Annotated in this window: 9 protein-coding genes; 5 read left to right on the top strand and 4 right to left on the bottom strand. The window is 48.2% G+C overall.

What is annotated here, in order from left to right:
* Positions 1-124: 124 nt before the first annotated feature.
* The 3 genes from J3999_RS03030 to J3999_RS03020 all read left to right on the top strand — a co-directional run bounded on the left by J3999_RS03030 (position 125) and on the right by J3999_RS03020 (position 5,484).
* On the top strand, positions 125-2,920 hold the full coding sequence (locus J3999_RS03030) for a UvrD-helicase domain-containing protein (RefSeq protein ID WP_208126513.1): 2,796 nt from the start codon (positions 125-127) through the stop codon (positions 2,918-2,920).
* An 82-nt stretch (positions 2,921-3,002) separates the two neighbouring features.
* On the top strand, positions 3,003-3,416 hold the full coding sequence (locus J3999_RS03025; protein WP_208126512.1) for a DUF2726 domain-containing protein: 414 nt from the start codon (positions 3,003-3,005) through the stop codon (positions 3,414-3,416).
* A 313-nt stretch (positions 3,417-3,729) separates the two neighbouring features.
* Positions 3,730-5,484 carry a PAS domain-containing methyl-accepting chemotaxis protein gene (locus J3999_RS03020; RefSeq protein ID WP_208126511.1) on the top strand — a complete coding sequence of 585 codons (1,755 nt, stop codon included), beginning with the start codon at positions 3,730-3,732 and terminating at the stop codon, positions 5,482-5,484.
* On the opposite strand, the gene J3999_RS03015 is transcribed toward J3999_RS03020, so the two are convergent.
* Both J3999_RS03015 and J3999_RS03010 read right to left on the bottom strand, forming a co-directional pair.
* Positions 5,481-6,884 (bottom strand): MBL fold metallo-hydrolase RNA specificity domain-containing protein, encoded by a 1,404-nt coding sequence (locus J3999_RS03015; RefSeq protein ID WP_208126510.1) that lies wholly within the window; start codon positions 6,882-6,884, stop codon positions 5,481-5,483. The genes J3999_RS03020 and J3999_RS03015 overlap by 4 nt on opposite strands.
* A gap of 15 nt (positions 6,885-6,899) precedes the next feature.
* Positions 6,900-9,686 (bottom strand): HAD-IC family P-type ATPase, encoded by a 2,787-nt coding sequence (locus J3999_RS03010; RefSeq protein WP_208126509.1) that lies wholly within the window; start codon positions 9,684-9,686, stop codon positions 6,900-6,902.
* A gap of 427 nt (positions 9,687-10,113) precedes the next feature.
* On the opposite strand from J3999_RS03010, the gene J3999_RS03005 reads away from it, so the two are divergent.
* Positions 10,114-12,630: a bifunctional diguanylate cyclase/phosphodiesterase gene (locus J3999_RS03005; RefSeq protein ID WP_208126508.1), complete on the top strand. Its 2,517-nt coding sequence runs from the start codon at positions 10,114-10,116 to the stop codon at positions 12,628-12,630.
* A gap of 55 nt (positions 12,631-12,685) precedes the next feature.
* Here J3999_RS03005 and J3999_RS03000 read toward each other — a convergent pair whose 3' ends face one another.
* On the bottom strand, positions 12,686-13,678 hold the full coding sequence (locus J3999_RS03000) for a sensor domain-containing diguanylate cyclase (RefSeq protein ID WP_208126507.1): 993 nt from the start codon (positions 13,676-13,678) through the stop codon (positions 12,686-12,688).
* 285 nt (positions 13,679-13,963) lie between these two features.
* Positions 13,964-14,209, bottom strand: coding sequence for a hypothetical protein (locus tag J3999_RS02995; protein WP_208126506.1), 246 nt, complete (start codon positions 14,207-14,209; stop codon positions 13,964-13,966).
* Positions 14,210-14,537: 328 nt separating this feature from the next.
* Between J3999_RS02995 and J3999_RS02990 the strand changes: the two genes are divergently transcribed.
* Positions 14,538-14,773 (top strand): hypothetical protein (locus J3999_RS02990; RefSeq protein ID WP_208126505.1); only part of this gene is annotated, 236 nt, incomplete at its 3' end.

Genomic DNA, 14,773 nt, shown 5'->3' with positions numbered 1-14,773 from the left:
GATGCCGGTTTTATTTTTTATTCGTATATTTCTTATCGGTCCCAGATTGAACGCTCCCGTTACTTCCTCTAAAACGCACTTTGAAAATTCCTCTTTACCGTCGCTTTTCAATCACAAGCTACGCATGGCATTGCAGCCGGATGGATTACAGATTGAAGAGGGGAACAAGACAACGCTGATCCCTTATCTGCAGATAGGGCGAGTCTACCGCAGCGTCGGTTTAATCTGGGACGAGTTACGGGTCACGACTGAACAGCGAATTTACCGTCTTGTCCACCTGACCTCGGCTGACAGCCAGCAGTTTATTGAACTTCTGCAATATCTGATCCGTCAGGAGCTCAAGCGATCTCTGTTGGAGTTGAATGCGAATCGAAGCGATCGAGTACAGCAACAGCTTCAGTCGCTTGCCGAAGGTGATAGCTACCTCAGCCGCTTCTTGCTGCAGGAGTTGTTACAGAGCCTTGCCGAAAATGAAGATTTAGCCGGTATTCTTTCGCATCCGTTTTTCTGCGACTTGTCCGCAGGCGATTTTTCCGCTCAGGAAAAAGAGCTGTGGCAGCAGATTTCGATTTTGCAGGGATTGCTGGTTGCCGATTCCGAATGGATTCGCCAACATAACGATAAATTTATCGACCAGGAAATCGAGCGTTATTCCAAGCTGTTTTCCCAGGTAGAAAGCTATCCTTTGACGCCTGAACAGATGCGGGCAGTGGTTACGGAAGAGGACCGCAATCTGCTGATTGCATCCGCCGGTTCGGGGAAGTCGTCCACTCTGGTGGCCAAAGTCGCTTATCTGTTGAAAAAGGGGCTGGCCAAACCGAACGAGATTTGCGTTCTTGCCTATAACGAGGAAGCGGCAAGCAGCATTCGTCAGCGTATTGCGCAGATGCAATTGAAATTGAATTTATACAGTGACGGCGAAAGCTTAAGTGCAAAGGTCTACAGTGCGACCTTCCATGCATTGGGGCTGGCAATTATCCGCAAGCAGCAGGGAAGTACGCCGAACTTATCGCCTATGGCCGGTGCCGGCCGACTGCAGATGCTGAATTACTTTCAGCAGAAAATCGAAGTTCTGCTGCAGGACGAGGACTTTTCACATGCCTGGTATGACTATCTGGCGATTGCCAAAAAACCGCGTCCGAATCTGTTCGCTTTTGAGACGCAGAAAGCGTATTACGACTATCTGGCACAGATGGGCGCCAGCTATGCACAAACCAAAGAAGGCAAGAAACGACCGTTATTTACCGCGCTGAACGGGATTAAGGTCAGTTCGATGGAGGCTTTGAGTCTGGCGAACTGGTTAGTGGCGCAAGGCGTGCAATTTCTCTATCTGCATCCGATATCGGGATCGGACAACCGCAATGCGATTGCCGACTTCTATTTTCCGGAAGCGGATCTGTATCATTTTCATTTTGCACTCAATGAGCAAAAACAGTGGCCTTCGTTTCTGAGTGATTATGCCAACTTTATCGATAAGCGTCGTAAAGCGGCTAAACGTTTTAAGGTCGATGTCTTTGAAACTTACAGCTACCAGTTCGATCAGGGCAGCATTTTTGCCGATCTGAAAGAAATACTCGAAACGGCCGGAGTGAGTTTTTCGCCTCTGTCCAATCAGGATTTGGCACAGCTGGTTAACCGCTTTTACAAGCCGGAAGAGGATCTGGCGATTTTTGAGGCCTTTTTACGTCATTTCAAGGCAAACGGCGGGGATATCAGTGCATTTGATAAAAAGTTAAGTGTTCAGGAGGTTCAGGATCCGATCCGTACGACGCTGTTTCTTGAAGTTTTCGCGCAACTTTATCAGGCGTATCAGGATGAATTGGACGCTTACGGGCAGATTGATTTCAACGATCAGATCAATCTAGCCTGCGACTACCTGGAAACGCATCAGTTCAAACATCCGTTCAAATATCTTCTGGTTGATGAGTTTCAAGATATTTCCCAGGATCGTAAGCGCCTGCTGCAGGCGTTGCTCGAGCAGAAACCGCAGTGTAAATTGCTGGCGGTCGGCGATGATTGGCAGTCGATTTACCGCTTTTCCGGTGCCGATATCGACATCATGACGCATTTTTCCCGTCATTTCGGCCCCAGTTCGTTGAATTACCTGACGCAGACCTTCCGCTGTTACCAGGGAATCGCCGATGTGGCAGCGGAGTTTATTCAGGAAAATCCGCAGCAGTTACGCAAACAGGTTGCCGCCCATGCCGATATTCAGGTTGATCAGGTGCATATTGAAGCCTATGAATCGGAAAGCGAACAGCTTGAATTGGTTCAGAATATACTATGGAAACTGCAGCAGATGGCGCAGAAGCGGAACTTATCTCTGAAAGTCTTTTTACTGGCACGTTACCATCGTCAGAAACCGGATAATCTGGCCAATTATCAGGCGCGTTATCCTTCTTTGCAGATTGAATTCAAATCGATTCACGCCTCGAAAGGGCTGGAAGCGGACTATGTAATTCTGTTGGGATTGGAATCCGGTGCCTATGGATTCCCGAGCGAGCTTTCCGACGATGCACTGCTGCATCTGGTCATTCCGCAACCGGAATCCTTCCCGCATGCGGAAGAGAGACGCCTGTTGTATGTGGCTTTGACGCGTGCAAAACGCGGCGTATTTATTCTTTCCAGCGCGGCGGATCAGTCCGAGTTTGTGCACCAGCTAGGCAAAATCGAGCGTGTCCGCATCAGCGAAAAACTGGTCGAGGTTGAACTCTGTCCGAAATGTCATAGCGGTAAACTGCAGGAAAGGCGCGGGCAGTATAGTATTTTTCTCGGTTGCTCACATTATCCGGCATGTGACTATACGGAAAAGAAAGTGTGCCCGAAATGCGAAGAGGGCACTCTGCTAGCCAGAGAGTCCGAGCATGGCAGGTTTTACGGTTGTTCCACCTATCCTGAATGCGATTATATTGATCAGTAAAAGTACGAAATCTATATTTGCCGGACTTTTTGTATTAAGATTCTAGTCAGCCTGCAAAAATCCCATAACCGGCGGTGAAATGATGAGACTGAGTACAAGCTATAAACAAAAAAAACAGCTGTTAAATGGTAATGAAAATAAACTATATCAGCAGCTTAAAGAGATCGGCGGTACGGACATGCATGTCATGCCGAAGCAGTCGCTTGACCACTTGATCGAGCCGAATATCAATCAGTGGGAACGCAATAGCGGCTGGGAATCTCTGCAGGCGCAGATTCGTGAACATGTGATCGATTTCGTTATCTGCGACAAAGAGTGGAATATTATCTGCGCAATTGCCTATATCGACAGTAATAAGAACGAACGGGTCGACCCGGTCGTAATCAAGTCGCTAGACAGCGCTTCGGTACCGTTGATTACTCTTTACTCACATAAAAACTACACCTCCAAAGAGCTCGCCGATTTTATTGCGCATGAAGTGCAAAGGATTCTGTAAGCGCCTTTGTCTAAGGGGCTGGAGAGTCCGCTTTTAATTGTCTCTTGCGGGGCGGCATTGTCTGTGAAGTCCGCTCTTAATCCATCTCAATATTGTTTTCTTTAACAGTAAATCCTTATGGAATAAAGGGTTAATAGCCTATAAACTATGTCAATGCTATAGGTTATACACTTTAGTCAATAGACGTTTGCCAACCGCATCGCCAGAATAGCGCCACGACAGTGGCTGGTATAAATTGTGCTGATGTTGTTCTACTTCTTTACCGTTTTTTCTCACCGCCTTCCGGTTATACCGGTATCAAAGGGATTCGATTATGTTCAACGCCAAATTCAAAAATCAGATTCAGTTGCTGCATAAGCAGACAAACGATCAGCAGCAGATATTAAATGCGTTGGATCGAGTGATGGCAACGATTGAATTTGATCTCAGCGGCAACATTATCAATGCCAACGAGAATTTTTTGCTTACGGTCGGTTATACGCTGGAAGAAGTACGCGGCAAGCATCATCGTTTATTCGTTTACGACAAAGAGGCGAATTCATCTGATTATCAGCGATTTTGGCAGCGTCTGGCTCAGGGAGAGTTTATTACCGGACGTTTCAAGCGTAAAAACAAGCAAGGTGAAACCGTCTGGCTCGAGGCCAGTTACAACCCCGTAGTGAACGAATCAGGCAAGTTGGTGAAATTTATCAAGTTTGCGACCGACATAACCGATCAGGTCAGAACGGAATACGAAGCCAAAGCACAGATTGAGGCGATTCACAGGGTTATGGCGGTCATCGAGTTCGATGCGTATGGCAATATCCTGACCGCTAATGAAAATTTTCTTAAAACCATGAATTACTCACTGCAAGAGATTCAAGGCAAACACCACCGTATTTTTGCGCTGCCGGAGTTCGCCAGCTCCGATGCGTATCGCGATTTCTGGAACAGGCTAGCCAGCGGCGAGTCTTTTTCGGGCACTTTCCAGCGTATCGACAAGAATGGCCGCGAAGTCTGGCTAGAGGCAAGCTATAACCCGATTCTCGATCCAGACGGTCAGGTCTGTAAGGTGATTAAATATGCCTCGGACATCGGCTCGAACCCGAACAGTAAGCTGCTGGATGCGGTCATTACGGATGCATCCAAGGTGATCGAATCCGTCTCCAACGGAAATCTTACGGTCAAGATGGCAAGCCACAGGCTGGATAATCCAACCATGTACGACAAAAATATCGAACTGCTGAATCACAGTATCGAAAATATGTGCCATAAGTTGAGCGCGGTGATTCAAAGCGTGGATGAGTCCGCCGGGGAATTTGCAGTGTCTTCGAGACAGATTGTCAGCAGTTCGCAAAGTCTGAATCAACAGGTTCAGGAAAGTGCGTCGCGTTTGCAGCAGACTTCGGAGTCGATGAATCAGACCAATCATGCGATCGAAAACAGTTCTAAAGAGGCTTCGTCGGCTGCGCAGATCGCCGCGGACGTGCAGAGCCAAACCAAGCAGGGTGTTCGGGTAATGAACGATACCGTGCAGGCGATGGACGCGATTCAGGAGTCGAGTAAAAAGATTTCTGAGATTGTCAGTCTGATTGACGGTATCGCTTTTCAGACCAATCTTCTGGCGCTGAATGCAGCGGTCGAAGCGGCTCGTGCCGGCGAACACGGACGCGGTTTTGCGGTGGTAGCCGGTGAAGTCCGCGCCTTGGCGCAGAAGTCGGCCGAAGCGGCCAAGGATATCAAAAACCTGATCGAAGAGACGGTTCAGCGGGTTAACGAGGGGAGCACGCTGGCGAACGAGTCCGGCGAAATGCTGAACCAGATCAACAGTTCGATTCAGGAAGTCGGTGATAAAATCCAGCAGGTCGCACAAAATGCCGTTTCCCAGGCTCAGGAAACCGAACTGGCATATCAATCCCTGCTGCAGGTCGAACAGATTATGCAGCGCAATGCCGAGCTGGCGAGTGAAAGCAGCCAATCGGCGCAATCAATGGCGCAGGGCGCTGACGAATTGAAAAGTGAAATGGCGTATTTTCAATACACCCTGAATCAACCGGTCAAAGCGCCGCTTTTGCCCCGTTCGTCTTAAAATACCACGGTTTCGCCGCTGGTCGGAATCAATGCCGGCCAGCCATGCTGCTGTAGCGCTGAACGGAAAACGTTTTTGGCGTTAGTCTCTCCGTGAACCAGGTACAACTGCGGTTTAGGTTCTTTGAAGGTCTTTAACCAGTTGATCAGTTGTGATTGCCCGGCATGTGCCGAAAAACCGCCCAAGGTGTGAATCTGCGCTTTGACGGCAATCTCCTCTCCGGCCACTTTAAAGGTTTTGGCTCCTTCGACCAACGCGCGTCCAGGTGTTCCTTCGGCCTGATAGCCGACGAAAATCACTTGGGTTTTGCGGCGCCAGAGATTGTGTTTGAAGTGGTGTCGGATTCGACCGCCATTACACATACCGCTGCCGGCGATAATAATGGCTCCACTGCTGATTCGATTCAGCGCCATGGACTCCTCGGTCGTCACCGAATAACGCAGAATGGGTAGAAAGTCATGCAGGCTCTGCTGTGGCGATCGGCTTTGAATAGTGGCCCGGTCTTGCGCATTATAGAGATTCTGATAACGCTGATAGATTTCGGTAACGGCGATCGCCATCGGGCTGTCCAGATAGATCGCCTGATGGCCGATTTTGCCCTGATGATAGAGTTCGCCAAGGCGGAAAATGATTTCCTGGGTTCTTCCGACAGCGAAAGAGGGGATCAGCACATTTCCTCCGTACAGCGATGACTCTTTGATAATTTCTTCGAATTCAGCCAGAGTGTCGTCCATAGAGCGATGATTGCGATCGCCGTAAGTCGATTCGAGCAGCAGTATATCCGCCTCACTGACGGTTTCCGGGTCCTTGAGAAGAGCCGCCTGCGAATTGCCGAGGTCACCCGAAAAGACCAGTTTTTTCTCCTGCTCGCCTTCGCGAATGTACAGCTCGACAATGGCGGAGCCCAGAATATGGCCTGCATCCAGAAAATTGACCTTAATGCCTGTAGCGATTTCTGTAGGTTGATGGTAATTCAATCCCCGGCACAACTCTAAGGTTTCCATGACTTCCTTAAAGCGGTACAGCGGTGTTATTTCCTCTTTTCCGGCTCGCTGCCGACGCTTGTTTTCCCACTCGATATCCTTTTCCTGAATGGCCGCGGAATCCTTAAGTAGAACCTCAATCAGTTCGCGGCTGGTTTGGGTGGTATAGATCGGCCCCTTATACCCTTGAGCGACCAGTACCGGCAAACGACCGGAGTGGTCAAGATGTGCGTGCGAAAGGACGACGGCATTGATATCGGTGACATCGAACGGCAGGGGATCGCTGTTGGCCTGTTCTTCTTCGCGACTTCCCTGAAACAGCCCGAAATCGAGCAAAACGGTCGCACTTGAAGTTTTAAGTAAATAACAGGAACCGGTGACGCCAGCGGTTGCGCCATAAAAGGTTAGGGTGGCCATAAAGATCTCCTCAGTTCAGTGAACGCTTGTTGAAGGCGAGATTGTCCTGTCAGACGCGAAGCGTCGGTGAAACCATTTTTCCAGCTCGACGATAAACAGTATCGGAAAAGCGGACAGTACAATCACCAGCCAGTCATGCAGCGGAAGCGATTCCAACTCAAAGAGAGACTGGGTGCCGGGGTAGTAGGTGAAGCCGATTTGCAGCAACACCACGCCGATAACGGCGGCTACGGCCGGTACACTGCCTCTGAAAAACTGGCGGTTGAAAATCGAGTCGGTCAGAAAACGGCAATTAAAAAGGTAAAAGGCTTCGATCATCACCAGGGCATTGACCGCCACGGTTCTGGCAAAGTCGATGGATTCGCCGTGTAACAGATAGTAGTTAAACAGAGAAAAGACAATCAAAGCGCCCAGGGCTCCGACCATAATCAACCTGAGCAGCAGAGCGTAGGTAAACAGGCTCTGGTTGTACGGACGCGGTTTTCTCAGCATGATGTTCGGTTCCGAACGTTCAAACGCTAAAGCCAGCGCCAAGGTAATGGTGGTCACCATATTGATCCAAAGAATCTGTGCGGGGGTGATCGGCATGACGCTTCCCAGGAATATCGCCGTGACAATAACCATCGCTTCGGCCAGGCTGGTCGGCAAGATAAAGATAATCGACTTGACGATATTGTCATATACAGTGCGGCCTTCGGCTACCGCACGGGTAATGGTTCTGAAGTTGTCGTCGGTAAGCACGAAGTCTGCGGCTTCTTTTGCCGCATCGGTGCCTTTATGGCCCATGGCGACACCGATAGCCGCTTTTTTCAGAGCGGGGGCGTCATTAACGCCGTCGCCGGTCATGGCAACAATATGCCGATTCTGTTGAAGGGCGGCAACCAGTCGCAGCTTATTGGCCGGACTGGTACGTGCGAAGATATGCGTTTTTTCAACCTGTTGCGCCAGTTCCTGATCACTTTGTCGGTCGATATCCTGACCGGTCATGATTCGGCTGCTGTCCAAGCCCAGTTCCTCGCCGATCGCTGCGGCGGTGACCGGATTGTCTCCGGTAATCATTTTGACGGTGATTCCCGCCTGATGGCAGAGTCGAACACTTTCGATCGCTTCGGGGCGAGGCGGATCACTGATCGCTGCCAGACCGACCAGAACCAGATCTTGTTCAACGTCTTTGTGCTTAAGCGTTTCGGGTTTGTGTTCAAGGTCTTTATAAGCCAACGCCATAACGCGCATTCCTTTATGCGCAAACTTATCCATAGCCTCCCGCCATTTGGTTTCATTCAATGGCACAAGATTCTCGTTCTGCATTTCATATTTGGCGCACTCGAGGAGTTTTTCCGGTGCACCCTTGACCATTAAACGGATTGCACCTTCTTGATTGTGGTGCAGGGTGGCCATATAGCGCTGTTCGCTTTCGAAAGGCAGTACATCAATTCTGGGCCAGAGTTGTTGCAGGTTTACCGCGTTGAGTCCGTGTTTAGCCGCCAGCGTCAGCAAGGCTCCTTCGGTCGGATCGCCGTACATTGCCCATTCGCCGTCTTTGAGCGTCAGGCTCGCTTCGTTGCAAAGCATACCGATTGAGCAAAGCAGGGTAAACGCCGAATCCTGATTCATCAAGACTTTGTCACCGTTATCGAGACGTTCGACATAGCCTTCCGGGGAGTAGCCTTCTCCATGAATCCGATAGGAACGATCCAGCATAAAGACTTCCCGGACTGTCATGGCATTGCTGGTCAAGGTTCCGGTTTTATCGGTACAGATGACGTCGACGGAACCGAGAACTTCCACTGAGGGCAGACGGCGAACCAGAGCTCGGTTGTCAGCCATTCGCTGAACGCCGATGGCCAAAGATATGGTGACTATGGCCGGCAGACCTTCTGGGATGGAAGAAACGGCGATGCCGATGGCCGCCTGAAACATCTGCGCCAGATGAAAGTCGTGAAAAAAGATGCCGAACAGGACAGTGAGCGTGGAAAACAGAATGATGCCAGCGGTTAATTGCCGGGCGAAACGTGATAACTGAACCTGCATTGGCGTCGGTGAGATCTGCACTCGTTCCACAAGTGTACTGATTTTACCGATTTCGGTGGCGCTTGCCGTTTGCGTGACCAGACCGCGGGCGAAACCGTGGGTGACCATGGTGCCCATAAACGCCATATTTCCCCGGTCGGCCAAAGGCGTGTCGGCTTGCAGAAGACGGAGATGTTTACTGCTCGGTTGGGATTCACCGGTCAGAGCGGATTCGTCGCAGTGCAGATCCCGGCTGAAAAAGAGTCGGACGTCAGCCGGAACCCGGTCTCCGGCCTGCAGAACAATAATATCCCCGGGAACCAGTTCAGCGCTGTCTATCGATTTCAGGATTCCCTCGCGAATCACCATCGACTGAGTTGTGGTCATGGACATAATGGCCTGCAAAGCGCTTTCAGCTTTACCTTCCTGAATGAATCCGACCAGTGCATTGATGATAACCACGCCGAAAATCACTCCGGCGTCCACATAGTGTTCAAGAAAGAAGCTGATAAGAGCACTGATAATCAGGACATAGATCAAAACATTATGAAACTGTCTGGCAAAACGCAACCATGCCGGTTTAGGCGGAGCCATCGGTAGCCTGTTGTGACCGAATTCGAATTGTCGGTTTAGGACTTCGTCTTCACAAAGACCCTGTTCGGAAGTCTCGTAGGCACGAAAAAGTTCGGGAATCGGCAGAGAATATTGCGAGTGAGGGACGTCTTTCACCTGAGGCTCCGTTTTCTTATCGAGAAGGCCTTTGCTGTTGAATGCCTGTGAGAAGAGTTTCATTTTATGCGCACTTCGCTATTGTAAAGTTGATGTGGATGACTTTTAGGCGTACATAATCTGACGAATCGTGATGAATTGATCGCTTAAAAAAGCGAATAAAAGAAAACGGCTATAAACGGAAAGCCGCACGGATCGATAAAATGGATTTACAATCGCAGTAACCTTTTGTTTTTTTAAGTTCTTATTAGCATAACCCCTGATAAAAGAGGGTATTTAAATCTTTTATCTTGAGCGATTAGTTATACTATTAGAATACTCCCTCGTTCGATTAACGGGATTCTACGCCAGGAAGTTTCTTGGATTATTTTCCGGAACGTTTTGCACGCGCATTCGCTTGCAGAAATATGCAATCAAGGGCGTCGTGTTGCAATCGAAATAGATCATCGCCACTAAAATAAACCAGAGTCTTGTAACTAAAGAAATGAGTATGTTGCTCCGAAACGCGACTGGTCTTCCCAGTCTTCGAAAACGCTATATCTCCCTGACAATCTTTCTCGGATTGTTTGTTGCGTCGGTGGTGGCATTCGGTTATTTCCAGACATCGGCCACCAAAAATGCGGTTTCAAGAGGTTATGACGGGGTTCTACAGGAGCAGGCCAGTCTTGAAGAGGTTCGAAACCACCTTCTGGTGATCAATAAAGACATCAACCTGTTTCTGCTTGATCCACAAAACGAAAATCTGATTAAAGAGATCGACTCCTATACAGAGCAGTCGCTTAAGAGTTTGAATCAGCTGGTTAATTCCCGGCACGATTACCACGTGGAATTGATCAGCGAAGTCAATCCGATTATTGATAACTTTGCAAAGCTTAACCGGGAAGTTAAGCGCCTGATCGAATACCGTCTCGATATCAATAAGCAATACCCCGCTATGGGCATTTCGGCGAATGAGATGGAAGGACAGCAAAGTCAGGTCAACTCGGGATTCGAGCTGCTGATTCTGGAGATTGAATCCGGCAGTTTGGAATTGAAATCGTCGGAACTCTATCCGCTTCTGCTTAAGTCTCAGACTCTATGGAGTAAAACGATCTCCCAGTCACGTATCTATATGACCAATCGACTGGCTTCATTTACGACAGAAATTCTTGAGCAACAGGGACAGAGTCTGGGCGATATGTTTCTGGTTTTCGAGAGCAATATCCGTCGACTTAAAGAACTCTACAGCAAGGAAAACAGCTTCGAAGGTACTGCGATACTTGACTCGATTCAGAAAGTTTCCGAAGCCTGGTTTGTCAATTTTCTGGAAATGCGGGTCATCTCCGAAACCGGTCAGTGGCGTTCGGATACGGTGCTTATGAAAAACAGTGTCTTGCCTTTGGTTAACGACATTACGCAGGGATGCAACGATGTCGAAGCAATCATCAAGCGTGAAAAGAAATTTTTGGATGAAGAGTTATCCCGCAGTGACGATTCTTTTAAATACCTGATTTACGGTATTATTGCGCTTTATCTGATTGTCATCAGCTCCATTCTGATGTCGATGGAATGGAGCATCTTTAAGCCGATTGAACGGGTTACTCAGGCGCTGCGCTCACGCGCTTTCGGTATGGATATGCCAAAAATCGATACCACTGAAACCGAAGAGATCGCGCGTTTGGTTGAAGCTTTTGTACAGATGGATGAAGAGGTTACACATCGCCAGAATGCACTTGAACATCAGGCAATGCACGATCACCTGACCGGGCTTCCTAACCGTTTTCTGTTGAACCAGCGCATCGAATATCAACTTCTCTCGGCGGAGCGGCAGCAGGGGAGTTTCGTTCTGTTTGTAATGGATCTGGATTTCTTTAAAGAGATTAATGATACCTTGGGGCATGCCTCGGGGGACAAACTGTTAATCGAAGCATCGGAGCGGATTCACAAGCTGATCCGAAAATCTGACACTCTGGCGCGATTGGGGGGCGATGAATTCTCGATATTGCTGCCGGATATGCACAAAAAACAGGCCGGGGGACTGGCCGAACAAATTATCGAGCAGATCGGGCAGCCTTTTGAACTTAATGGGGAAAAGGTGAATGTCAGTATCAGCATCGGGATTGTCAGTTACCCCGATGATGGAATGAATGCCGAAACCCTATTGCAATATGCGGATATGGCGATGTATGCGGCCAAACGTAAACGAATCGGCTATTCTCAATATGACTCCAGCGAGAATATATACAGTAAGGAGCGCTTGAGTCTGGTCGGCGATCTGATCGATGCATTGGATAATGATCAATTCGAGCTTCACTATCAACCTCAGGTTGCAGCGGAAAGCGGTCGTATCTGCGGAGCTGAAGCGCTGCTGCGCTGGCAGCATAAAGAGCACGGTTATGTGCCGCCGGACAAAATTATCGAAATGGCTGAAAGATTGGGCATTATTCATAAGCTGTCGCTGTATGTGTTGAGAAAAGCGATTGCCGAATGTCGTCACTGGCATCGGCAGGGCAGTGAAGTATCGGTTTCAGTCAACCTGTCGGTTCGTGATCTGGCTAACGAACAACTGTGTACCCAAATCCGCGAGTATTTAAACGAGTTTGGGCTGGATTACCGCTATCTGACGGTTGAGATAACCGAAAGTGTGATGATGGAAAATCTTGCGCTCTCGCTCGGGCAGCTCAAGAAGTTGAATAAACTTGGAATCAATATCTCGATCGATGATTTTGGAACCGGTTTTTCCTCTCTCGCCTATCTGAAGCGCCTACCGGTTAACGAACTCAAAATCGATAAGTCCTTCATTATGGAAATCGATGAAGACGAAAACGATCAACAGATTGTCAGTTCAACGATCAATCTTGGGCATAGTCTTGGTCTGAAAGTCGTTGCGGAAGGCGTTGAAACACAGCGGGTGCTGGATATGATTAAGGATTTCGGCTGTGACCAGATTCAGGGGTATTTTATCAGTAAGCCTCTGCCGGCCCCGGCCTTCAGACAGCTGTTGAAGAATGCTTCCCGTGGCGCTTGAGTATTGACGGTCCGCTCTTCCTCTGCGAAAGGTCTTTCAGATTAAATAAAAAGGGTTACTTGAAGGTGACCCGGTTTTTATTTCCATCTTTTGAATCGTAAAGCGCCTTATCCGCTCTTAAGAGAATGCTCTCGGCGTCATCTCCCGCTTGGTAGAGTGTGGCACCGGCGCTGACAGTCAAGTTAGCCGGAATGTTATCAAAGGAATGGTTCTGAATTCGGCTGCGGATATGGTCTGTATATGCATACAAAGCCTTTTCGTCTGCGTGCGGAACGATAATCAGGAATTCATCGCCGCCCCAGCGGCCGATAATATCGGTTTTTCTGGAGCTTTCATGCATGATGTCGGCAACTGCCTGTAATAGGTGATCTCCGGCGCGGTGACCGAAGCTGTCATTGATCTGTTTAAAATTATCCAGGTCGACGATAATCAATCCGAACGGCATTTCGTAACGGCCTGCGAGACTGAGATAGTCGGCCAGGGTTTGATCCAGCTTGTGTCTGTTGAAGAGACCGGTCAGTTTGTCATGAATGGAGATCGCTTCCATCTCTCTTAACGCTTTGCGCAACTCTTCGGTGCGTTTACTGACTTCGTGTTCAAGATGTTTGTTATGTTGCTGAAGGATCTGTTCGGCTTTCTTGAGAGAGGTGATTTCGCGAGAAACGCCTAAGATGCGTGTGCAATTTTTTTCGCGATCATAAACCGGCAGAATCGTCGTGCTCCAGACTCGCGGTCCGCTGTCATCGATAACATGCTCTTCTTCGTAAGTGACCGGGGTGTTGTGGGCGATACATCTGTCATACCGCTGGGCAATTTTCTGATAGACGGGAGCTTCCAGAATGTCTTTCAACAAAACGCCGTCAAGCTGATCGGGATCTAATCCAAATGTCGCTTCCAGGGAGCGGTTGGATTTCTCGCTGACGTAATCACCATTATCGTTCACTCTGACGATAAACATATTGTCGTTACTCGTCTGCCATAGAGTACGAAACAGTAAAAGCTCGCCTCTTACGAGAGGTTCATGGTTGAATTCGTGTTTGGTTACCATTCAGTCGGTTCAGATATTTTCGGCGTCCAAGCCAATGTCAGAAAAATACATTAAAGCATTATAAATCAAGTTTTTAGGGTATGAGAGTGATTATCACTCAAACGGAATAAAATTGATTTTGTTTGTTGCTGACGGGCCAGCGCCATATCAAGAAAAGGTAGTGCGCAATGGAGAAAGGGGGTATGAACCTGCTAATAGGTACATTTTTTCGCAATCCTATCAACAGGGGCCTAAAGATAAAGATCGTCAGATGAGAGGTGTTTGTGAATAAAGTTTATTACCTTCTTATTCGGTATTTTTATTTTCGGACTTGATGTCGACCCACATGTTAAATATGTACAGGAGCAAACCTAAACCCAGAATCCACCATCCTGCGGTCATCATCGGGCCTGACAGGCTTTCGAGTATCTCTTTTTCAAAAATCGAATCAATCCAGTAAGGCGAGTAGGCGATGGCAATCCCAAGCAAAATAAAAATACGCGCAACCCATTTTCTGATTTCCGGATCGATTTGTTTGAGTGATTGAATCATTCCCTGTACCAACTTGCTAACCTCAAATTCTGAATTATTCTAGATGTCGGATCCATTTTAGCCATATTTTCTGAACCAGGTGTCAGGTTCGTCGAGTTTTTGCGGATTACAGCAAGAAATCATCCGGAAGTCATTCGGATGTTTTAGAAATAGAGTTAATGGGCATCCATAAAAATAATAATAGATTACTCAGCGGTTTCCTTTTGACGCTTTCTTACAGGAGGTTCATAATAAAAATTATCGAGATGTTAATGATTCTCACTAATTATTAACTTTTTGAATGGCGCATCAATTATCTTAAATTTGCGAAAGCAAAAGGAGTTTCATGATGAGTTCATTTCTAAAAACACTTCTGGTTTCATCCGTGATTACCTTCACACCCATCTCTGTCGCTATGTCTGATACAGATACCGATAATGATTACCGATGGCAGCCTCATATGATGGGTTCAGGTTATGGTATGGGTCCAGGTTATGGCATGGGTCCCGGTTATGGCATGGGTCCCGGTTATGGCATGGGTCCCGGTTATGGCATGGGTCCCGGTTATGGCATGGGTCCCGGTTA

It is taken from the genome of Thiomicrorhabdus sp. 6S3-12 (assembly GCF_017571475.1).
Lineage (GTDB): Bacteria > Pseudomonadota > Gammaproteobacteria > Thiomicrospirales > Thiomicrospiraceae > Thiomicrorhabdus.
Note: the sequence above shows the minus strand (reverse complement) of the source record. Positions and strands in the feature narration are given on the sequence as shown.